17 protein-coding genes and 1 pseudogene are annotated in these 23965 nt (G+C 32.5%); 5 read left to right on the forward strand and 13 right to left on the reverse strand.

The annotated features are described in order from the left end of the window. The 10 genes and pseudogenes from IAI10_RS19090 to IAI10_RS19135 all read right to left on the reverse strand — a co-directional run. Window positions 1–6561: RHS repeat-associated core domain-containing protein (locus IAI10_RS19090; protein WP_315674902.1), on the reverse strand; the 6561-nt coding region annotated here is incomplete at its 3' end. An 18-nt stretch (window positions 6562–6579) separates the two neighbouring features. Beyond that, on the reverse strand, window positions 6580–7503 hold the full coding sequence (locus IAI10_RS19095; protein WP_315674903.1) for a hypothetical protein: 924 nt from the start codon (window positions 7501–7503) through the stop codon (window positions 6580–6582). 4 nt (window positions 7504–7507) lie between these two features. Continuing rightward, window positions 7508–8422 (reverse strand): hypothetical protein, encoded by a 915-nt coding sequence (locus IAI10_RS19100; protein WP_315674904.1) that lies wholly within the window; start codon window positions 8420–8422, stop codon window positions 7508–7510. 2 nt (window positions 8423–8424) lie between these two features. Then, entirely contained in the window at window positions 8425–11310 is a 2886-nt protein-coding gene (locus IAI10_RS19105) for a S8 family peptidase (RefSeq protein WP_315674905.1), read from the reverse strand. A 637-nt stretch (window positions 11311–11947) separates the two neighbouring features. Then, on the reverse strand, window positions 11948–12130 hold the full coding sequence (locus IAI10_RS19110; protein WP_315674906.1) for a thioredoxin family protein: 183 nt from the start codon (window positions 12128–12130) through the stop codon (window positions 11948–11950). A 29-nt stretch (window positions 12131–12159) separates the two neighbouring features. Beyond that, window positions 12160–12918: an NERD domain-containing protein gene (locus IAI10_RS19115; protein ID WP_315674907.1), complete on the reverse strand. Its 759-nt coding sequence runs from the start codon at window positions 12916–12918 to the stop codon at window positions 12160–12162. Between the two features lie 19 nt (window positions 12919–12937). Beyond that, window positions 12938–13249, reverse strand: a complete 312-nt coding sequence (locus IAI10_RS19120) for a nucleoside triphosphate pyrophosphohydrolase (RefSeq protein WP_315674908.1) — start codon at window positions 13247–13249, stop codon at window positions 12938–12940. 57 nt (window positions 13250–13306) lie between these two features. Then, window positions 13307–13573 (reverse strand): annotated as a pseudogene (gene tnpA, locus IAI10_RS19125) (IS200/IS605 family transposase); the annotation flags it as partial. Window positions 13574–13760: 187 nt separating this feature from the next. After that, entirely contained in the window at window positions 13761–14390 is a 630-nt protein-coding gene (gene prfH, locus IAI10_RS19130; RefSeq protein WP_315674909.1) for a peptide chain release factor H, read from the reverse strand. Window position 14391: 1 nt separating this feature from the next. Next, a complete protein-coding gene (locus IAI10_RS19135; RefSeq protein ID WP_315674910.1) occupies window positions 14392–15438 on the reverse strand; it encodes an RNA ligase RtcB family protein in 1047 nt (348 codons plus the stop codon). Between the two features lie 275 nt (window positions 15439–15713). On the opposite strand from IAI10_RS19135, the gene IAI10_RS19140 reads away from it, so the two are divergent. Beyond that, the gene (locus tag IAI10_RS19140; protein ID WP_315674911.1) at window positions 15714–16532 is read left to right on the forward strand and encodes a MerR family transcriptional regulator; all 819 of its coding nucleotides are present in this window, start codon (window positions 15714–15716) and stop codon (window positions 16530–16532) included. Between the two features lie 47 nt (window positions 16533–16579). Here IAI10_RS19140 and IAI10_RS19145 read toward each other — a convergent pair whose 3' ends face one another. Further along, entirely contained in the window at window positions 16580–17707 is a 1128-nt protein-coding gene (locus IAI10_RS19145) for an SGNH/GDSL hydrolase family protein (protein ID WP_315674912.1), read from the reverse strand. Between the two features lie 208 nt (window positions 17708–17915). Here IAI10_RS19145 and IAI10_RS19150 point away from each other — a divergent pair, with 208 nt between their 5' ends. Then, window positions 17916–18626 carry a VCBS repeat-containing protein gene (locus tag IAI10_RS19150; protein ID WP_315674913.1) on the forward strand — a complete coding sequence of 237 codons (711 nt, stop codon included), beginning with the start codon at window positions 17916–17918 and terminating at the stop codon, window positions 18624–18626. Window positions 18627–18766: 140 nt separating this feature from the next. On the opposite strand, the gene IAI10_RS19155 is transcribed toward IAI10_RS19150, so the two are convergent. Further along, window positions 18767–20017 (reverse strand): aminotransferase class III-fold pyridoxal phosphate-dependent enzyme, encoded by a 1251-nt coding sequence (locus tag IAI10_RS19155; RefSeq protein WP_315674914.1) that lies wholly within the window; start codon window positions 20015–20017, stop codon window positions 18767–18769. Between the two features lie 13 nt (window positions 20018–20030). Further along, window positions 20031–20801, reverse strand: coding sequence for a hypothetical protein (locus tag IAI10_RS19160; protein WP_315674915.1), 771 nt, complete (start codon window positions 20799–20801; stop codon window positions 20031–20033). A gap of 242 nt (window positions 20802–21043) precedes the next feature. Between IAI10_RS19160 and IAI10_RS19165 the strand changes: the two genes are divergently transcribed. From IAI10_RS19165 to IAI10_RS19175, 3 genes are read left to right on the forward strand one after another with little or no spacing between them, the layout of a single operon-like run. Then, a complete protein-coding gene (locus IAI10_RS19165) occupies window positions 21044–21880 on the forward strand; it encodes a helix-turn-helix domain-containing protein (RefSeq protein ID WP_315674916.1) in 837 nt (278 codons plus the stop codon). A 42-nt stretch (window positions 21881–21922) separates the two neighbouring features. Beyond that, entirely contained in the window at window positions 21923–22684 is a 762-nt protein-coding gene (locus IAI10_RS19170; RefSeq protein ID WP_315674917.1) for an SDR family NAD(P)-dependent oxidoreductase, read from the forward strand. Window positions 22685–22715: 31 nt separating this feature from the next. Continuing rightward, window positions 22716–23957 carry an MFS transporter gene (locus IAI10_RS19175; RefSeq protein WP_315674918.1) on the forward strand — a complete coding sequence of 414 codons (1242 nt, stop codon included), beginning with the start codon at window positions 22716–22718 and terminating at the stop codon, window positions 23955–23957. Window positions 23958–23965: the final 8 nt, after the last annotated feature.

A 23965-nucleotide genomic window follows, 5' to 3' on the forward strand; every position in this document is an offset into this window, starting at 1 on the left:
ATCATAGCCTGGGCTGGTTTTTACAAATATCCTTTGTTCTGTTCCATCTTCATTTAGTTCTACCTGTACATGTCCGCTAGGATCTATAAATATTATGGGATCATTAGAGCAGAATGTATATAAATTAAGGCTTAAAGGGTTGCTGTCTTCTCCTAGATAGCTATCCTCGCTTATAAACCTTCCTGTATAAGGATTATAATATCTTGCTCTTAAATAGTATAAACCTGTCTCACTGTCATAGTATTCTCCGCCATACTTTATAGCATCGCTGTAGTTTTCTATTGATAAGGTTGTTTCTCCGAAAATATCGTAGTCGTATTGATTTTCAACACTTCCTGCTGGGGAAACTGTCTGTACCACATCTCCGTGTCCGTTGTACAAATAATAAGAAAGCTTGTTTTGATTATCAATTCTAGCTATATAGTTTACGCCTCTTATATACCTTACCTTCAGATTATTGTTTTCGTCTGTTTCCATTATAACATGCTGTCTATCATATAGGTAATTTGTTATTTCTGGTGCATATCCATTAGTAGATTTTTTTATAGTTTTGCTAAGCCTTAAGTCATCACCATTATAGGCATATTCAATAATGGTTCTAGTCCCTGACTTAATAATTTCAACTCTTTTCAGCCTATTAAAACCGTCATACTCCTTATTTGTAAGTTCAATTGACTTGTCTATTTCTGTACTTGTATCATCTATTATTGATATTCCTAAGGCTGCTTTAGTACTAGTTGTTGAATATATATAATTCGTATTATTTGAGGTCTCATTTCCATTATCATCATAACTGTAGTTTACTAGCTTTTGAAGTACTTCCTCTCCATTGCTCATAACTTCCTGCAATCTTAATAATGAATTAGTGCCTGAGTAAATGTAATTGCTTGTCTTTAAAGAATATTTTACTGGATTTCCAGTGGTACTGTCCTTGTAATCGCTGGTTTGAGGCGATGTATAGGTTTCTGCTAAAGATACACGATTTCCTGCATTATCATAGCTATATACTGTAAGCTTTCCCGGGGCTTGTACAGATTTAACTCTTCCATCTCCATCATAAGTATAATTTGTAGTTCCGTAAGAATCTGCTTTTGAAATTTCCCTTCCAGCTAAATCATATTGATAACTGTAACTGGAAATCAATTTTCCGTTAGGATCCTTATTCTGAACCGCCTTCAATTTATTATTTTTATCATAGCTATAGCTCTCTGTTACACCACCATCATAAATTATAGCTTCCCTGTTGCCATTTTTATCATAGTTATAAGTAGTAATCTTAGTCACTGTTCCCAAACTATATTTTACATTTTTTAACCGGCTGCAGTTATCATATTCATTAGTTGTAACATACCCCTTACTATCCATGATTGTAAGAATGTTGCCAAGCTCATCATAAGTATAGCAAAGCTGCGAAACATTATTCTTTGATATCTTAGTAAGCCAATTATTATTATCATAAGTATAATCAGTTGCTCCAGTGGAGTCTGTCATCTTAATTCTGTTTTCTAAGCTGTCATAAAGATAAGACACCTTGTCCTTTGTTTGCAGTACTTCACGTGATAAAAGAAGTTTTCTGCTGTCATAGGTATAAATTGTTTCATTTAAATTTCTGTCTAGCTTATCTACCATATTCAAAGCTAAATCGTATTTATAGTTTGTATTTTTGGAATTAGGGTCACTGGTTGACAGCATTAAATTTCCTGTACCGTAATTGTAATAGGTATTATAGTTTCTTCCATCCGTCATGTTTATCTTATTACCGGCGCTATCATAGCTGTATTGTGTAGACACACCTAATGCGTCTGTGACCTTAACCAATTTCCCAGAATTGTTGTAACTATATTGAGTTGCTTCTCCTAAAGCATCTATCTCTTTTGCTTTTTCTCCAAACTGATTATATTCATAGCTTTCAGTAAATTTTGTGTTATCATTTAATACACTTATCTCTGGATCTATAATTTTTGTTAATCTATTTGCCAAATCATACTTATATAATGTACCATACCTTGAATTATCATCATTTCCTGATAAATATCCTTTAGCATCAATCTTCTTTATTATATTTCCATTTTCATCATATATATTTTTCTCTATAACTGTTTGAGATGGATCTGTAGTAGTTTCCAATCTATTTAACTTGTCATAGGTATAAGCTATAGCATTTCCCATAGCATTAGTTACCTTTGTCTTATTGCCAGCAGCATCATATTCATAGGCTGCAGAATAATAACTCTTATCCCTGTCTTTTACAGCTTTTAATCTGTCCAGCTTATCATAGGAATAATCAGTATACGTTCCATCAGCTTTTTCTTTATAAACAATGTTTCCATTGTTATCATATCCATATTGATTGTACACTAATTCATACTGTGAATTAAATGTAAGTTTATCCTCCATATGTTTAATAATATTTCCGTAATTTCCGCTTAGGTCTATTCCAGAGTTAGAATAATTGGGCGTATAACCTGTATAATAACGCCAAGATTCTTTATTAAGTCTGTTTAAATTATCATAACTTTTAAAAATAATATACTTACTCCTATTGTCAGCATCACTTTCCAAATACATATACGCCATCGGGTTTATAACCTGTGTAATATTGCCAAGCATATCATAGTTGTAACCTGTTATTAATTGCAGTTTTCCATTGTATTCTGAATCTCTTAAATTGCTTATATTAGGTATAGCAGAAGCATTATATATGCTTGCCTCATCTACAAGAGTGATGTTTTTTACAGGTCGATTACTTATATCATACTCTGCTTTAGTTATGTTATATGATTGATTATCTCTTAGGCTTTCAGTTTTAATGATATTCCCATTTTTATCATAATAGTTTTTACTGCTTTCCCCTGCATTAGTTGAAACTGTCTGCAAAAGGCCATTTTTATAATAACTATAATTAGTTATTCTTTTATCTGAACTATCCTTAGTACCTGTTAAAGTCTTTGAGGTTATATTTCCAATTGGGTCATATTCATAGCTTTCAATACTGTATATTATATTGTTATTGAGATTCAATTCTAATGGTATTCTCTTTTCCTTTAACAGATTATTATCATAATAGCTTAGATAAGTTATATTGCCTTTTTTGTCTATAGTGTCTATTAAATTTCCTCTTCCATCATAAGTATAAGTTATGGAATTTAAGTTAGGAGTACTCGAACTATAATAAGGATCATATATTGCTTTAAGCTTCCCTAATCCATTATAGGAATAGGTGGTAGTATTTCCTCTCTGATCAGTTTCTGTCAGTTTTTGGCCTAATCTATTATAGGTATAGTCCACATGAGTTTCTCCATCATTGTAATTTATTCTTTTTAAGGTTCTATCATAATTATACTCATAGGTGGTCTTTACTCCGTTTTTATTAATTGAATAGATTAAATTTCCAACAGCATCATAACCGTTATAACTGCTTATTCCATTAGCATCCGTATCTTTTATCACTTTTCCAGCAGCATCATATTCGTAAGTTCTTCCAGGAGATGAATCTATGCTTTTCCCATCATATCTAAGCCCATCTACCTCCTTCTTTACATTACCATTGCCATCATATTTTTTATATTCTATGGTATTGCCCTCCGGAGAAACAGTGGCTATGACTCTTTTCATGCAGTCATATACATAGCTTGTTCCTGGCATGCTCATAATATTAGCCTGATTATCTAATCCTAGAGCGTAATTGTTAGGTGTAATTTCCTTAATCTTATTTCCCGACACATCATAAATATACCTAGTTACTGAAATAGTGCTATCGGTTGATAATTGAAATTTTCTTATCATCCTGCCGCAAGAATCATATTCATAATCTGTTGAAAATCCATTAGCATTAGTTTCTTTACTTATGCTGTTATCCGCATTATACCTATATGTGGTCTCATTATTGCAAGCATCCTTTTTACTAACTAATCTTCCTAAATCATCATAAGCTTTGGTTATTATAGTGCCTATATCATCTTTTTCACTTAACTCATTATTTTTATAATCATAAGCATAGTTAGTAGTATAAAAATTAACCTTATCTGGTGTGACTTCTTTTTTTATTAATCTATTTAGCTTATCATAATAGAGCTTTGTTATATACCCCTCTTCATCCGTTTGAATTATCTGCAATGGAATATCTGGCGAGTATGCATAATTATATTGAATACTCATACTCTTTTTCTGAGCAGTATCATTTTCCCAAAAGGATTTTTGGGTAACCTGATTAAGTGAATTATACTCATATCTAGTGCTATTTCCATTAGCATCTATTTCCTTAGTTTTATTGCTGTTAGCATCATACATTATTTTTTTATTTGTGATATAATCAATGCTATAGGTTGAAATGTTCCCAAATATATCATAAGTGTAAGAAAAAGTATGATTATTAGGATCTATATACCTTACCTCTCTATCACCAATAGCATTGTCTAAATATTGATAAGCCTCTATACTATTGTCTGGAAAAGTAACCTTTGACACTCTATATAAAGCATCATATTCCATTGATTTTCTGCCACTTGGATCTATAGAAGCCTTCAATAATCCAGTACTATAGTCATAAGCATATTTCTTATATATTTCCTGACCGTCTACAATAGAGTATTCCTTAGTCAAAAGTGCTCCCTTTTGATCAACTCCATCCCCATCTACTCCATATTCATAGTTGGTTACATATTTATTATCCAATATTTTTTTAATTAGATTTCCTTTGCTATCATATTGAAAATTTGTAACAATAGAATTGTTGATACCATTTTCCATATGAAGCTTGGTTTCTGTATTAATGTTTCCATTGGTTGCTATATCATAATCAATTCTTGATGCTATAGCACTATCTTGCTTCCAAGCTTTAGATTTTACAATTCCAAAAGGTCCATAGGTATACATAACTGTATTTTCATTATCCTTAAGATTTCCATTGGAATCTCTATTGGCAATAGGTCCTGCATAACTTGTAAGATTTCCACAATTATCATAGACATAATTCTCGTATTCTGTAATAGATAGATCCGTTTCATACTCACCAATAAAATTAAAAATTTGTTTCTTTTTAATGATAGGCAGCTTATTATTATCATAAGTTGTTTCTGTTGTTTCCCTATGATTATTCCCACTACTCTCAACACTTGTAAGATCTTGAAGTCCGTTATATTTATAAGTGGTACTCACCTTACTCAAATCTGTTTTTGTTGTAGAATAGGAATAAGTGTTTTTCAGATAATTATTATCTGTGGAATTGTACCCAGAAGTTCCATGACCGTCAGGTTCGCCCAAATAAGTATAGCTAACTTGTTTTTTTATGTTAACTAAAATTTGGTCAAGAAAATTAGTCTTACTTGTGTCGTATCCTGTTTTCTCTGAGTCTTGTACTCCTATTACTTTCCTGTACTCCATAGTTCCATTTGAACCTAGATTTTTCACATAACTTCCATAACTGTATCTTTTTAGTTTATTACTGCTTAAGTAATTTATTTGATTTAGATTTTCATATCTATTTTTTACCTGCCTATTCTCCCCGCCCATATATGTAAAGCCTAAATCAGGTTGTTCGTACCAATAATGATATTTTATATTATTATCTATTCCATACACTCTCTGCATTCGTTCTCTTATACTATGAAAGGAGGCACTTGAGTATAAAACTGAAGATTTGTCATATACTATTTTTTTACCATCTGGCAGATGGATTATTACTTGAAATTTTCCTTGTAAATCACCAGAATAGGTTCCATCTGAGTTTTTACTAAGTGTTAAACTAGGATCCTCCGTATAATCAATAGTAACAATACGTCCTATTGTATCTGTAATTTTATTGATTAATCTCCTGCTTCTTGTATATCCATCGATGGTGTAATTATAGGTTCCATACTCAAATTTAATGCTATTTCCGTATCTATCACGAATCTGAAGTATTCTGCCATCCTCTGAAAAATATGTGCTTTTACCATCTTTTTCAGTCATAACATATTTTGATTTGCCATCGCTTTGCCCATTATTGTAAGAATTATCTTCTTTTACCTCCACATCTTTTACTGGATGATTTTCTAAAGTATAGGTATTGTTTGCCGCTCCTATTAATCTGTATACATCTCCCGATTCCGTGTGCAAAAATTTAACATCAGTGTTGTCTTCATTTTGCTTTACTTCTATGGTTGGAAAAGAGAATCTTTCTCCTATTCCTAGATTATATCTATTTTCATAAAAAGAAGCTGTTTTTACATCAGATTCTATATAATCCACCCAAGTTCCATTTGCCGAATTATACATAGCCTTCATATCATGTACATTAGAGATGCCACTTTTATATATTCTTGCTATATTTAAGTTTAATCCATTTACTCCAGGAAGAGAGTAATCATTTTGAACCAAAGTTAGCTCTCCATTTTGAGGATTTATATATTCTTCTTCGCTGTTATTTTTCAAATATGCTGGTGAAACTTTAGTACTATACTGTTCATTAGGTCCAACTACATTATTTAAATAATCGGTTAATGAGTCTGCTTTAATTGATTTATAAGGAATAGCCAACAGCAAAATGACTATAGCAAAAAATATTTTTATAACTTTTTTCATAATACCTCACCCCTACCATTAGTTATATTTTTCCGCATAGTATTCTGCATATATATCTTCTTGCGTTTTACCAGCTTTAATTTCATTTACTACAACATTGGCTTCTTTATTTAATTTTTTAGCCATTACTAAAGCATCCATCGCCTGTTGCTGGGAAAAATTCTCTCCCACATATTTTTTTACATCATTACTTGCTATACTTACCCTTTCCATATCAGCTTGAAGATTGATGATGCCTATTTCTTTCTTAATTTCACTCCAAGTCTTTCCTTTTCTTTTATTTTCAATTATATCCTCAAATTTTTTACCGCTTAGTTGTGAAACTCTATCTGCCAGCATTATGTCCTCGGCTGTTAACTTATATTCTCCAAGAAGTTTATTCAAGTATTCTGCGCTAAAATCGGATGGCTTGAAGTTTCTGCTTTCAGCCTTGTATTTACTAAAGATGTTTGTCCAATTTGCCCCCTTCCTTTTTTCCTGCAGCAGCATTTCTAGATCCTTTAACATTCCATAATTGTCATTTAAAAAATCATAAGCTGTAAAAATATCAGTCATATTGTTTCCTTCAGCTATAAGCTTATCAATTTCATCTCTATAGCCTTCATCCACGGAAAATTGTACCAAAACCTTTTTATAATTTTCTATATTCCTCTTATAATTTTTAGCATCCGCCTTTTTTATAAGCTTGTCTTCATAATCTGATATACTAATTTTGCTTATATCTATGCTTTTAGCAGAAGTATCGCTTATCTTAACGGAATCATCCTCCGAAATTGAATTATTATTTTTATTAGAATTAACTATATCTTGACTTGACGCTTTAGCTTTAGTTTTTTCTTTTGGAACCTCATTTGACTTTAAGTAGCTTACTAATGCTAGCTGACATACTAGTAATGTTATGGCCGTAAGCCCTATGACTCTAACTTTTTTTATATTCTTCATATCCTCATCTCCCATCCTGATTCAGTACATTTTTATTTAGATCATTAATTTCATTCATAACATCATTTGTTACTGGAGATACTACTTTTTTTTCATTTTCAGGATTGGAGTTATCCTTAGAATCTTTAATCTGGGAGTTACTATTTTTTTCACTATTAAAAATTTCTGTACTACTTTTTTTATTTTGCTTTTGAATGATTTCTAATTGTTTTGCTTCTATTTTCTCTAAAGTAATTATTTTATTGGTATCTACTTCTGAATTCTTATCTTCTTTTTCTTTCTCATATTGTTTTTTGTCCGTTATATATAAATTTAAATCTAGATCTAGCTGCAGTGAATATAAATATTCATCTAATACTTTTTCTTCTGTCCCAAAATCACTTTTTAATTTAAGTAAAAAAACTACTGCAGCTTCTGCTTTATATTTTTTAAGCAGCTCTATATATTGATTTGTGTCCTCTTCTGTTTTAGCATTTTCATCAGTGAAATCCTCTGTAATGTCTTTATTTCCGTCTTGCTGAGTAATATCATTTAATTGTTCTTCTACTCTTTCTACCAGCATCTTTGCTTCCAAAATTTCTTTATCCGAATATCCCTGTTTAGTAAGATTTTCTAACAATTCAGATGAATCTAATCCTTTATCAAGGTTTGAACTTTTATTATCCGCTAATTTATATTCATTACCTTTAAGCTTATTTAAAACTTCGTTCCAGTTGCTGCTTTCAGCCTTCAATTTTTCTATTTTATCCGTCTTTATACCTGTCATATTAGAAATTTTCTCAGCTATTTGCTTATCTTCAGCAGTTATTTTAATGTTTGCTTCATTTACTTTAGTCTTCATAACTTCAAGGAGAACTGTCATTATGAAAAACAATAAAATTAAACTCGTAATTAATTTCTTTATATATTTTTTATTCATAATTAATATTCTTCTCCTTTTCCTGGATTTGGATTGTTACCATTACTTTGTATATTACCCTTTAAATCTTCTGCGGAATAATAAGAAGAACTTTTATATTGTATGAAATATGTTATTTTTGTTTTATAATTTACCTTTGATTTAAATTGGACAGTATTCAACAATCCAGACCAAAGTTTTGTGTCGTTAACATCAGAATTCAGAGAAAAGCAAATTTTTCCTGAATCAAAACCTTCTAATTTTACATTAGCACTTTCTGCATTTATAGAGTTAGAATCCAATTTATTAGATAGCCCGTATAAATCAGTAACCTCTAGTTCTTGTGGATTGTATTCTATATTAAATAAACATTTTGAAGGAATGGAAATATTATCACCAGTTAGATTTAAAGTAAATGAGTTTTGAATGGTTTCAAATGATATCACTGGACTAATTGAAAAATTATAGTTTCCTGCATTATCAGAATTTATATCTACAATTTTTATATAATAATTATTATCAGCCGATAAATTTAAATGTATTGAATTTTTATTGATAAAATTACTTTCTTCCTTAGTAATTAGATTTTTATTGTTATCATATACATAAATGCATATATTAGGCTCATTTATATAAGTAGATATTACATAATCTCCTCCTGATTTAGGAGTAAATTTATAATAATCCTCATCTGTTGGATATGAAACTCTTGATTCAATCAATGCTATGTTTGATATATTAGATATGTCTTTTGCCGTTTCAAAGAAATTGTCTCCATCCTGATATCTAATTTGCAACTTAATATTAGAATATCCTGTTACATTATTGCTTAAATTTCTAACTTTAATTTTGTATATAGAGTTGGCATTTAAATTGCAGCTAATAACAAAATTTTGATCATTACCAGTATCATTATAAGCAACTAATATATCGTTAGAATCATAAATATATCCATAGATGCCTAAATCGCCCTTAGTCGATATATTATATATGCCCCCTTCTACAGTTTTAAAATCAATGTTATACTCACCATTAGGGCTATAAATCATAGCATCTTTATCAATATATCCTCTTGATATTTCTACTTCCGAACGAGTACCTTTATATAATTTAATTGAGTATGGTAAACTGGAAGTTCCATTACCTAAGGTAATCCTCTTATATACGCTTAAATAATATGTTTTATTTGCCTCTAGACTACTTACTAATATATTGGAACCTTCTACACTATTAATCACTTCTTTATTACTAGATAATAAATTAGCATTAACTCCTGCTCCATCAAGTTGAATATCATAAGTACCACTATTATCTACTGTAAATTGATATAAAATAGGAGTTGTAACCTTGCCATTTACAGAAGAATCAACATATAAGGTTTGTAAATTATTATAATTAGTCACTGGAGGTATTGGATTACTATACAACGCGTAACCATCACCCTTTGATAAATTGTCAGAAGGCAAAAAATTTGATACAGTTCCATGTACTTTTTTTATATCTGAGATATCTGGATAAATATCATTTATAGCATTTCCACAATTCATCTTCTTAGCTTTTGATACTTTTCCCACCAAAGAAGATAACCTTTCTCCTGAATTAATAATACCTTCTTTTACCTCACCCGCTGTTTCATCGGTGTTTTTGCTAAAGATTAAAGCCGCTTCTCCTGAAATAAGTGCTGCTGCCATAGAAGTTCCATTATTTTTATCATATTTATTACCTGGAATAGTACTTAATATATCCTCCCCTGGAGCTGCTATATCAACAGACAATTCTCCATAATTTGAAAATAGAGAATAGGTTCCGCTTTTATTCAAGGAACCAACTGTTATGATATTATCACTTTGAAATGAAGCTGGATAAACAGGATTTACATCCAGGTCTTGTCCATCATTGCCTGCTGCACAAATAAAAAGCATTCCAGAGCTTTTTATTGCATCTTCTAATGCCGGACTATAATTTTTAGTTCCCCAACTGCAATTTACAATCTTAGCTCCCATCTTTGATGCATAATTGATAGCATCTATTATCTCACTTGTATAAGCTATACCATTACTAAATACTTTTATAGGCAATATTTTAACTTCGGGAGCTATGCCTTCAATTCCCTTGTCATTATTGGCTGCTCCTATTATTCCAGCAACATGAGTTCCATGAATTTCGTCCTCTAATTTACTGGCATCATGTACTACATTAGTATGATCATAGAAATTCCATCCGTTCACGTCATCTATGAGTCCATCCCCGTCATCATCTATACCGTTATTAGGTATTTCCTTTGTGTTTACAAAAATATTATCCTTTAAATCCTCATGTGTTATATCTATGCCAGAATCAAGAACTGCTACCGTTATTCCCTCTCCTTTAGTTTGTTCCCATGCTGGTATTACATTGCCATCAACTTTATATTCTGAACTGCTGCCTTCCTTATTCTCCACTTTTATCAAATTATTATTTTCAATACTCCATTGCTCACCATATAGAGAATCCGTTGAAGACAACTGCATGCAATAATCAGGTTGTATGTACTCTATGTCTGAGTCTAAATTATTTTTCTGAATTGTAAGCTTCATATCTTCCAATTTAACCTTTTCATTAGTAGTTATCACGCTCAATTTCTTATCTTTCTTATCTTTGACGTATTTAATTTTACTTTTCATTCCGTTTTTAAAATTTTTTAGTTTTGAGTCGTCCTTATATTTAACAATATACCTGTCTGTAGCATAATTTTTATCAATATTTTCTTTATTTTTTTCCTTTTTTAGTTTATTATTTGACTTTGCTAATATTGGATTCATTTGTTTTACAACTGTTTTCTTGTTTTCAAAGTTCAAATAATCAAATCTAATAAAGACTATCATTATTAGGAATAATATTATTCCCTTTTTATAGCTAATTTTAAGCATACCTCTCCCCCTACTTTAGGCATATCAGCGCCCAATTTATATTTTTTAATTGAAAACTTTAGTCTAAGTCAAGATGGATTTTGTTATGAAATTATTAAACAGTCTATTATTCTTTTATGATATTAGAATGAAAAGATAATTAAATTAGAATGATTTGAAATGAGTTAACTAAAAAATATTAGAAGCAACATATATAGATTTTAAATTTGACCCATACCCCCTTTCTTCAATGAACATTTTTTCATTTTTGGAATATTATGTATATATTATACATAATGAATTTATATTTGTCATTCTTTTTATATATTTTTAAATAAAAAAAAGCCACCCTATTCGGTAGCGTGAACTACCACCACTTTAGAAGTGGATGGCTTCCTTTAATCCATTCTAACCACAATGGGAAATTTCTTTTACAGAATATCAGTTTCCAAGGCTATGGCTTTTTTATGAGGAAAAACCTTCCCGTTGTACCAACGGTACTACAACTTTACAAGTTGTTTTTGCAAACCTTTATTTATATTATTGCCATTTTGTTAGCAATTATTCATTATTCTAAATATAGAATCTAAAATAATAATGGCTACCCATCTCCCACCTAACAGGATGGGAGAATTCCGTTTGTTTAGTTAAATTGATTTCACATCAAGTCATAAAATCTTTTGATTTTTCCCTCTAACTCATTAATGCTTATAAATCTTGCCTCTCGAAGAATTTCCTTTCCCTCTAAAAATATCAATATACAAGGCAAGGCAAATACTGAAAATTTTCCAGCAATAGAAGGCAATTCATCAATTTCATCTTCTGTACTTATTATATTCATAAGACTCCTTTCATTTTTTATCATTAAGTTTATTTTGCTGTGTATCTGCATTTAGGAAAATTACTGCAGCCTTTGAATTCACCATATTTGCCATTTCTTAATACAAGTTTACCTCCACACCTAGGACAGATATCTTTCTGTACCTTCTCTTTATCTTGTGAAGCTTTTTCATGTATAGACTGTACATGTGCTTTTCTATTATCTTTATTGTCTATGTTCAATTTTAAAAGTTTTCTGTATATTTCGTTTTTCTTATCTTCTTTAATAGTCTTAGTATCGTACTTTTTGATAGTTTTAATTAAATTTACTGTATATATAACTGCAGATTTTGCCGTTACTTTTAGGTCTGCTTTAGTCGTAAAAATTACTATAGGTATATAATTAATTTCTGGAAAGTCCTTAAGCACTTCCTTTAAACACATTACATGTCCATAATTTTGCCTTATAGGATTGTAAAGCCTTTCTTTGCGTTTATATATAGTTTGACGCCAATACTCATCCTGTTCGTTTCCAGTAATCCAGCCGCTATAATTCTTAGTTTCAATTACAAATATCCCATAATCAGATACCACCAAATGATCTATTTGATGAGTTTTCCTAGAAGTCATGAGCATGATGTTATTTATAATCTTATATTCATCTTTATTTAAAGTCGCCAATAAGGCCGCAACTGTTTTTTCACCAAAGTAGCCCTTAATTTTAGGAATGAAGGGGCTAATTATTAACACAACTATAACTAATAGAAATACCCACCAATCTTCAGCTAATATAGCTGATATAAAATCCATAAAAGTCACTCCTCAAAACTTATTCAGTAACACCCTTAAGCACTATTCCCTTTTCAAAACCTCCTCGCTCATCTTTTTTTTCATTTCTCTTATTTATTAAATCTTCTTCACTGTAGCCTAGATTTTTAGCTAACCCAAAAATCACTTCCATTATATCTGAAAGCTCCTCTAGATTTTTATCTTCAATAAATTCTTGAACTTCCTCCTGCAGCTTTTTCTCCAAAAGCCCTGCTTGCTCCTCCTTAGAAGCTATTATTATTTCGTATTTCTTTCCTGAAGCTTCTATAATTTCTGGTATTTTATCTCTTACTAATTTGTTATAAGTTATCATAATCTGTTACTCCTTTATTACAAAATTATTATAATGATCACATTATTCTACAAAACATTATATAATCCTTCTACAGTCATGACCACCCGTAAACGGGTCAATATATTCTTTTAAACTCATTTGTTCATATGCTATGTCTTCTTGTATTTGATTTTTTATATATTCTTCTATTACCTTTTTATTTCTTCCTACTGTATCTACATAGTAGCCTTTACACCAAAATACTCTATTTCCATACTTATATTTTAAATTTGCATGCCTATCGAATATCATTAATGAACTTTTACCCTTCAAATATCCCATAAATTGAGCTACACTTAACTTTGTATGTGCTAAACTATTTATTATCCATATTGGATTTTCCTCCTCTTAAAATGTTTGTGGTCGGCAAACCTACTCTCATTTTAATGCGGAGGTTTTCTTTTTTCTACTCATAGCTATAAGCTTTTGGGAACCACAGGCATAGCCCGTGGTATTCGTTATACAAAAACAGAGGCTGAGAATTTACATCTCAGCCCCTATTTTCTATCTCAATAAATTTAACCCCTTTAAACACTCTAGAAGAATTACCTCTTATAATATTTCTTCCTTGACTCCATAGCTTTTCTCTATAAGATTTTTCCTTATTCTCATTAAGTCTTAAAAGTTCTTGAAGCAGTCTTGCCTTAGCCAATTTTATATTCTGAAACTGGCTTCTTTCTTCCTGCGCCTTAACAACAATTCCTGTAGACTTGTGAATTATTCTTACAGCACTTTCGGTTTTATTTACATGCTGTCCTCCCTTACCACTGCTTCTCATCTTCTCAATAACTATTTCTTCAGCATCAATTGCTATATTATTGACCTCTTCAAAAATTTTTACCTCGATAAACCAATTTTTTCTTTTATGATTTTTTCTATAGGGGCTTTCCACAATCCAAAGATGAGTGCCCTGTATAGTTTGAATATAATCTTCAACTGCTTCTCCTTCAAGCCTCAAAAATATAGATTTTAAGGTTTCTTTATTTTCACCTTCTTGAAAATCTAAAACTTCAACTTCAATATTTTCAATTTTGCACTCTCTTTTAACTAAAACAAAAAATAGATATACGAATTTGCAACATTCAGCAGGCCCACTTCCTGCACTGATTTGTACCCACATATCAATCCTTATAGGTTACAAGTGGCTTTAGCTTAGCTACCACCTGAACCATATCAAAGGCAAGAAGATCTTGAATTACCCTCTCTATATTCTTATAAGCCTCTGGTGCCTCTTCGTATAGTAAATTTGCATCTTTACAGATTACATTATAGTTGAAATTTCCATTTCTAATAGCTTTCCTGGAAAACTTATTTTCAAGCCTCTCTTTACAACCAGATCTCTGCCATTTTCTGCCTGCGCCATGAGCCATGGAAAAGCCTGTAGCAAAACTAGAATTTATGGGTTTTACAATATAGGAACTGCTTCCTCTTGAACCTGCTATAACAACATATCCCTTATCTGAAGGTGCTGCTCCTTTTCTGTGAACGTAATAGTTGTCCTTAGCTTCAATGCCGTTATGAACTGCTTCTATTACAAGCTGCTCCATATTAATCTTTATAGCTGCGCAAAGCTTTTCTGCTATAAGCTTCCTATTCCTTTTAGAAAATTCTATAGCTTCTTTATAATCACTGAAATAATCATTAAATCCTTCGGAGCTTTCTATCAATCCAGTTTGACAGCTATATTCTTCTATATACTTTCGCAATATCTTTTCCCCTAAGTCTCTGCTGCCACTGTGAACTAACAAATGAATTTTTCTCTTATCCAAATTTAAATTATCAAATTCATCCTTATCTAAAATCTCTTCCACCACAGTAAATTCTGCAAAATGATTGCCTTTTCCTATGGTACCTATATTAAAGCTATCTGCAGAAGAAGTTTTTTCCAGATTAAAATTCTCTAAGTCCTTCATTATTTTATCTATTTTAAATTTCTTTTCTAAAGCAGAAGTCTGAAATAAGCTTATGGAACAGCCAATATCATTTCCTACTAAATGAGGATAAATAACTCCCTCCGTTAAAAACGCTGCTCCTACTGGAGTTTTGCCGGGATGTAAATCTGGATATCCTAAAGCTAGGGTTACTCCTTTCAGCTGAGAAAACTTTTTTAATTGTTCCACAGCCTCACTTTCCATCCAGGACTTTTCTGTTCGTATGACTTTGTACATATTTAAATAATCTCTCCTCTATTAAATAATGTCCTATTGAGAGAATTATTAATTTTAATTTGAAATCTTCCTATTAATATCCTCTCACCAACAACTTACTTAACATATTAATCACAACCTTTACTAGATAATTACCTGATAATTTTACCAATTATGTTTATATAAATCAATAAAAATAAATTTTATATTTTTTTCACAAAAGAGTTGACTCTCCACTTGCTGGAAGGTTTAATATAAAATTGTAATCCAGATGTGCACAGAAGGAGCTGATTACTTTGTTTAAAATAGGTGATTTTTCAAAACTTAATAAGATACCCATTAAAACCTTAAGGTACTATGATGAACTTGGACTACTAAAGCCAGCAAAAATTGATGAGCAGACAGGTTATCGCTTTTATTCAGCAATGCAGCTGCCAAGACTCAATAAAATACTGGCATTAAAAGATTTAGGTTTTTCACTTAGCAAAATCAATGAAATCATTGATAACAACGTTACTAAGGAAGTTTTATGTTCTATGCTTAATTCAAGAAAAGAAGAAATCAGAAAGAACATAATATTAGAAAAAGAAAAACTCTCAAGAGTTGAAAGAATAATTAATAGTATTAGCGAGGAGGCTGATTCAATAATGTCAAAATATGATATTGTAATTAAAGAGGCAGAAGCGATTAAAATTGCTTCCATAAGAGATATAATACCTTCCTATAGTGAGCAGCATGGACTTTGGAAGGAGCTTGGGGAATATATTGAAAAAAACAATGCAAAAATCACTCCACCCTGTGTGGTTATTTATTATGACCAAGGCTTTAAAGAAAACAACGTAGATATTGAAATTTGCGAACATTTCACTGGAAATTTATCTGGTAATGAAAGAATAAAAATTAAAACTTTACAAGCAGTAAAGCAAATGGCTTGCACGGTGCATCAGGGCAGCTATGAGAAATTAAGCATTGCTTACACTGCTCTTATGAAATGGATTGAGGATAATGGCTATGAAATAGTTGGACCTAATAGAGAACTTTATCTAGAAGGAGAATGGTCTGTAAAAAATCCTGAAGAGTATATTACTGAAATACAGATACCAGTTTCAAAATAAAGTATAAAAAACCTTGGAGAGCTGTGGAGCTTTCCAAGGTTTTATTTTTATTTTGATAATATTTCTTTTAGGTATGCTGATAATTCTTTTGCTGCTTTTTCATGAGCTAAAGCTCCTGGGTGGCTTCTTGAGCCTACTGTTTCATCTGTGGTATTAGGAAGCTGAAAAACCGATACCTTTTTATCCCCTGTTTTTCTTATATAAGTATCCACAGCTGAATAAATAGCTGGCATCATAGGAAGTCCAAGCATTCCATAAACCCATACTATATTAGAATTTTTATTATATTTTCTAAGCTTAAAGAGGAAATTAATAACTGCTTCCTTGAAAGCATTTAGGTCTTCCTCATTAAAGCTGCCGTCCTCATTCAATCTCTGTTCGTGGGTTTCTCCTGTCACTGAATCTTTCCATTCTGGTGAATTAAAAGCCCCTCCGTCATTAGTACCAAGATTGACTACCACCACATCTGGCTGCCAGGAAGCAAAATCATTGTCCTTAAAGGCTCCTAGAGCTTCATTATTCTTCCCGGTTAATAGTCCACATACTTTTTCATAGTAATCTGGAAGATTAGCATGAGGATTGTTATCCCAGCTGGTAAGAGTTCCCCATCCGCTTTGAGAAAGTACTCTATAATCTGCATTTAAAGCATCTGCAGTAAATTTAGTGTAATTATTTAATGCACTGAACCACATAGAAATCCAGTCCATCTCAGGCTTGGCTCCAATAGCACCTTCACCTGAAGTGATGCTGTCACCTATAAATTCAATTTTATAAGGCTTTTCCTCTACAGGAAGAAATTGTCCATCGAACTTCACTGCATGCACTTGCAAATAACAGCTTGGATCTCCACTCATAGCCTGAACATCTTTTACTATAAGTACATTCTTTACAGCATTTTTATCCATACCTCTAAACACGCAAATCCAGTGTTTTCCCGAAGTTACCATTTGTCTGCTTACTAGTGCGCCATTTATAACTATACTTATCCAAGGTTCATATGCTTCATAGCCTGACTCAAGCTCAATCCAAAGCTCAGAGCCCTTTGCATTTAATTCAATGCCGCTGCCGGTCCAAAATAAAGTTAACGGCTCAAGAGAGCCTGCATTTCTTCCATGAAGCTTCAAATTACCAATATCTAATAAAGAGTATCTCTTAAGTTCATCGTTTTCATTCATAGTTGTTACCCCTCCTATTCACTTAAATTTTAAAGTACCCCAAAGGCTTTTTCAACTTATATTTGAAATTCGGTATATTGACTAAATTTGAAGTCTTTAATATGTATACTTCATCAATTTTTACAGCTCAGCCGCCATAAAATTTGTGTCAGCTCAATTTTTAATTCATAAGCTGACTATGTGAAGTATTATGCTGCAAGGAGCGGTTATGTATAATTTTTTTAGATCCGATATGACCTATTCCAGTATCATGTCCTTTGCCAGCGGAGATGTAAATGGTGATAAAATACCTGAGAATGTATATTTAACAGGTGTGAGAGGACCAGACAGCCCCTTCATTCAAAATATTACCCTGGTAATACAAGATGTAAGGACAGGACGATTTACCAACATACCTATAAGTGAAAATGCAGGCTATGATCCAAAAGTATTCCTAGGTCACTTTACTGAATATGATAGTGAAGATATAATGATAAGCATCAATTCAGGTGGAAGCGGCGCAATAATGTACCACTATATTTACTCCTTTTTAAACAATAACCCTCAATTACTTTTTGATTTTAATGTTTATAACAAGGAATACAACTATGAAGTTAATTATATGGATGGCTATAAGGTTCAAGTGTTAAGCAAAATAAATCATCAAAAATACATTATAGATATATCAACTAGAGGCTCAGATTATCTTAATGCCATCTATGAGCCTAATGGAAAATTAAAAAAACCTATCAGCGGCTTTGTAAATCCCTTAAGCGGACTATACCCAGTAGATTTCGATTCCAATGGCATCTATGAACTGCTGGCTTATCAAAAGATAGCTGGCTTGTACGATGCAGACTCCTTAGGCTATGTATTAAATACCTTAGGCTGGGATGGAAAAAACTTTGCACTCACTAATCAGCAGGTGGCAATTTTTTAATGAGGTTATTCTTTAAGGAAAGGTTGATATAGGCTAATAAAGGCAAAGTACCCCAATAACTCCTAGTACTTTGCCTTATATACTTAAGAAATCTATATTTCAGAAGTATTTATAAAACTTTCTATATTATACTGCCGCAATTATAATGATTTACGCAGAGCATGAAAAGCATCCTCTGCAATTTCTATAGATTTTTTAATATCTTCCTCTGTGAGAGCCGCATTTATAAAATGATTATGATGGGAAGTTAAGAAAATCCCCCTCTTTACGCACTCTGCAATCCACCTTTGATGCAGCATCAAGGAATCATCATCTGCCAGCCTTAAATAGAAAAGAGAAGGATGTCCAGAAACCACTAAGTTAAAGCCATTGGTTTTAGCTGCTGCTGCAAATCCCTCCGTAAGCTCCCTTCCCAGTTTTTCAAAAAGCCTCGGAGTATCCAATCTCTTCATTTTATTTATACAGGCAATACCTGCCGCAAAGGGCACGGCACTCATCCAATAGCTTCCAGTATAAGTGATGCTGCTAACCACATCCTTTAAAGACTCCCTTCCGCAGAGAGCAGAAACATTATAACCATTGGCAAGAGCTTTACAAAAGCAAATCAAGTCAGCCTTAATTCCAAAGTAATGATCAGAGCCTGCAAGATCCATTCTAAAGCCAGCACGTACATCATCAATTATAAGTACCACATTATTATCATCACAAAGCTTACGAACCTTTTTCCAGTAACCCTCATCAGGATAAAAATTATCTATAAAATTACCATGCATATAAGGCTGACCAATGATGGCAGCAATTTCTCCTTTATTCTCGGAAAAAAGCTTTTCTAATGCCGGATAATCATTAAAATTAACATAAAGATTATTACAAACCTCTTCCTCAAGAATTCCAGGATAATCAATCTTCTGTGTCCAAGGAGAGATTCCATGATAATAACCATTAAAAAGCACAATTTTTTTTCTTCGAGTGGCCGCTCTGGCTGTAATGATAGCTAAGGTGGTTACATCATTTCCGTTTTTAGCAAAGAAGGCCCAGTCTGCTGAAGCCACAGTGTCAACTAAGAGCTCAGCAAAATCTATTAATATAGATGAAGGAATAGTGGCACAATCTTCCTTTTTTAATTGTTCAAGGGCTGCTGCATCCACATCTGGATCTCCATAGCCAAGCACATTGGGACCGTAAGCACACATATAATCTATATAATCATTTCCGTCTGCGTCCCAAAAATGAGCTCCTTTAGCTCTGGAAGAAAACAAAGGAAAAGCGTCGTTAGGAATATAGCAGCCTTCAGTAGGTCCCTGATGTCCATATATTCCAGAGGGAATTACTTGAAAGGCTCGTTTAAAAAGCTCCTGGCTTTTTGGATATTTATTAATAGGAAAACTCATATAAAGCACCTCCTTATGCACTCAAATACTGACCAGCACGATCCAGTATTCTATTGGTATTATCAATCATATTTATCATTCCACGCATACTAATGCTTCCGCTGCCTATGCAGGCTATAGCACTTGCTTCTCCGCTTAGTAATTTACCAGCCACCTCGATATCTGCAAATTCCATAATTGCTCTTGGCTTTTCACAAAAGCTTTTTATTGTTGTTAGATGGTGAGCTGCTACTTTTATAGTAACTCCCATGGTATCTGTTATATTTATGGCAATATCACCATCCGGCATGAGACTTGAGCTAAACCTTCCGCTTTTGTCTTGATTTCCCACCTGAGCAATAGCTGAAGCTGCTGCGTAAAGTGTAAGCTTTGTATTTATTTCCCGAAATTTTGGATTTTCAAGATCCTTCTTAGCAGGATTCAGATATTTTGATAAAACCTCTGTTAATGGAGCAAAGGTTCTCAGTAGAAATGGAATTTTAGTAAATCCCTTGGAAGGAATAGGTTTAACTTTTCCTGCTATGAAAGCATTAAACTTTTCACAGGATGAAAAGTTCAGCTTCATAGTACAGGAATTGCACCCTTCTTTTATGCTGCAGGAACCGTCCACGAAAAACAAGGTAGCGCTTGGTCCATTTTTAACTTCAAAACCAATTGATATAGGTGGCTTCCCTTTTAATAAATTCTTTGCTTCTTCCACCAATTGGCATAGATTTTCTAAAGTGCCAAGCACTGCAAATAAATTTACATACGCTAAAGTTTTACTATCTGTTTCAGTTATCAAAATGCATTCCTCCTTGTACTAAAAATAAAAGCTGTCTCTTATAATACATTTAATTTATGTTAGCATAAAGGCTATACTAGGTATAGTAAAAAAGGGAATATTCATGCCTGTTGACATTAACGAATTTGCCTGTATATAATTAACTTATATAATAAAATATTAAAATTTAACTGTTATATTTAACATTTTATTAAGAAAGTGTCGTAAAAGTTTACATTCTGTCACAAAAGGATGATGGTAAAATGCAAAGCAATTTTTCAGAATATTCCCATTACATTCCCTATCAACCAGCTTTCGAGAAAAATATAAATTATCACAATTTTGTTATACCAAATACCCATCCATTATTTGGTGTCGTGTCTGATTTCTATCAATTTGACTCCATTAATAAGCTGGATAAAAAAATTTCTGTAATTCCAGACGGCTGCATAGACTTTTTATTCATATACACAAAAGCTGGAGTAATTAAAACCTTAGAAGGATTCTATAGGGAGAAAATAATTGTTCCATTAGATATAGAGGGCTGTGCCTTTGGAGTGCGCTTTTTTCCGGGAGCTCTCACTAATATATTAAGAATACATACCGCAGATTTAATTGGAAAAAGAATTCCTCTAATGGACTTATTAAAGGAGGATTATGAATTAGATAAGATGGATGAAGCCAAGGATTTCAATAAACGAATTGAACTTATGACTAATTACTTGTTAAAGAAATCAAAAAAAGTTTATACTTCCACTGAAATTGTAAATTACTGCACAAAAAAAATAATTTTTTCTGAGGGTAATGTTTCCATATCAGATTTAGCAAGAGACACCAGTTACACTATTAGATATTTGAGAGAACTATTTCACAAGCACGTTGGAATTTCTCCTAAAGAGCTCTGCGAGATAATAAAATTTCAAAATTCCTTCTTTAATCTTTCAAAATTTAACAAAGATAACACGGATTTATCCCTTAGCAATTTTGCTATTCAATCTGGCTATTATGACCAATCACACATGAATAAAAGCTATAAAAAATTAGCTGGCTGCTTACCTAAGAATTTATACATCGAAATGTTTCCTGCAGAAAATTACTGAAATATTAACCAAAATAAATAATTTATACAAGGAGGATTATAAATGAAGATAGCAATTGTAACCGGAGCCTCTTCTGGTATAGGCCTTGAATTTGTGAAACAAATTGCCGCCTCAGAAGACCTAGATGAAATATGGGTCATAGCCAGAAGATATGATCGTTTAGAGAAAATTAAGCTTGAAATATCTGAAAAGATACGACCCATACCTTTAGATCTATTACAAGAGCAGAGCATTTATGTTTTAAAAGAACTATTGAATAAGGAAGAGCCAGAAATAAAAATATTAGTAAACTCCTCTGGTTTTGGAAAGTATGGAACCTATAAGGACTTAACAGAGGAAGAGATAGACAGCATGATAGATTTAAACTGCAAAGCCTTAATCCATATGACCTATGCCTGCCTTCCCTATATGAAAGCTGGTGACCGAGTAATTATGATGGGCTCCTCTTCCGCTTTTCAGCCCCTTCCCGAATTTATCCTGTATGCCTCCACTAAAGTATTTGTCGTACATTTCAGTCGTGCTCTAAATGTGGAGCTTAAAAGCCGTGGAATTTCCGTAACTACAGTATGTCCAGGATATGTGAGGACAGAATTTTTTGAAGTAGCAAAAGAAACTAAAAATCCTGATACCTGCCAGAATTTCAAGCCTATGTACGAACCTCAGGATGTAGTTAGAAAAGCTTTAAGAGACAGCAGAAAAGGAAAAGATATGTCAGTGCTTGGGCTTCACGTAAAACTGCTTCAATTGATGTCAAAGCTGCTGCCACATAAACTTGTGATGAAAGTTTGGCTAAAAATAAAGTAATAAATTTGCCCTATTAGGTGAGGTGTTTTTCATGAAAGATAATGAAATAAAAATATATAAATACAGATGGGTACTACTAGCCATATTTTCTTTAATTAATGCAGTAATACAAATGCAGTGGCTTACTTTTGCTTCCATAGCAAGTATAGCTCAAGCTGCCTACAAGGTATCCTCTTTTCAAATAGATAGTCTTTCTATGATATTTATGCTGGTATTTATAATTGCCTGTATCCCTGCCTCCTATGTGATTGATAAGTACGGAATTAAAGTAGGAGTTGGCATCGGGGCAGTACTTACAGGTGTTTTTGGAATTATAAAAGGATTCTATGCAGATAGTTACACTATAATATTCATTGCTCAATTTGGACTTGCCCTTGCTCAGCCCTTTATATTAAATGCCACTACAAAAATAGGTTCCAATTGGTTTCCTATAGATGAGAGAGCTGCAGAAGCTGGAATAGCTTCTCTCTTCCAATATCTTGGAATCATTTTTGCAATGGTAGTAACACCTATGCTTGTAAAATCCAGCATTATTAATGGAAAGGAAGTTTACAGTCTCAGGTTCATGCTCATGTTTTACGGTATTCTATCTGCAACTACTGCTGTTTTGGTTCTATTACTCCTTAAAGAAAAACCTCCTATGCCACCTGCAAAGGAAGGAAAAGAAAAAAGATTAAGCACTGGATCTGGAATTATTTTCATGCTGAAGAAAAAGGATATAATATTTTTACTTATCATATTCTTCATAGGTCTTGGAATGTTCAATGCTGTAAGCACCTGCATTGATAAAATCTGCAGTCTTAAAGGCCTAGATGCCGCTAAAACCGGAATCGTAGGAGGGATAATGCTAATTGGAGGAGTTGTAGGCGCCTGCATACTTCCTGCATTGTCTGACAAATATAAGCGGAGAAAATTATTTATAGCTCTACCTCTTCTGCTTTCCCTGCCAGGGCTTTTAGGACTTACTTTTGCTGAAAGCTACGGAGGAACCTTGATTGCTTCCTTTGTTTTTGGATTTTTCCTAATGAGCGCTGCTCCAATAGGCTTTCAATACAGCGCAGAATTAAGCTACCCTGCTTCCGAAGCTTTATCTCAAGGCCTTATAATACTTTCCGGGCAAATATCAGGACTGATTTTTATAGTGAGCATGAACCTTATTGCCACCCAGCTAAGCATGTATTTATTTATACTGCTTGCCTTTGGAAGTTTACTCCTAAGCTTTGCCATTAAAGAGTCCCCTATGATTTTGGAGGAAAGGCGCAATGCAAGCTAAATATAAAT

The organism is Clostridium sp. 19966 (assembly GCF_032335695.1).
Taxonomy (GTDB): Bacteria; Bacillota; Clostridia; order Clostridiales; family Clostridiaceae; genus JACTOJ01.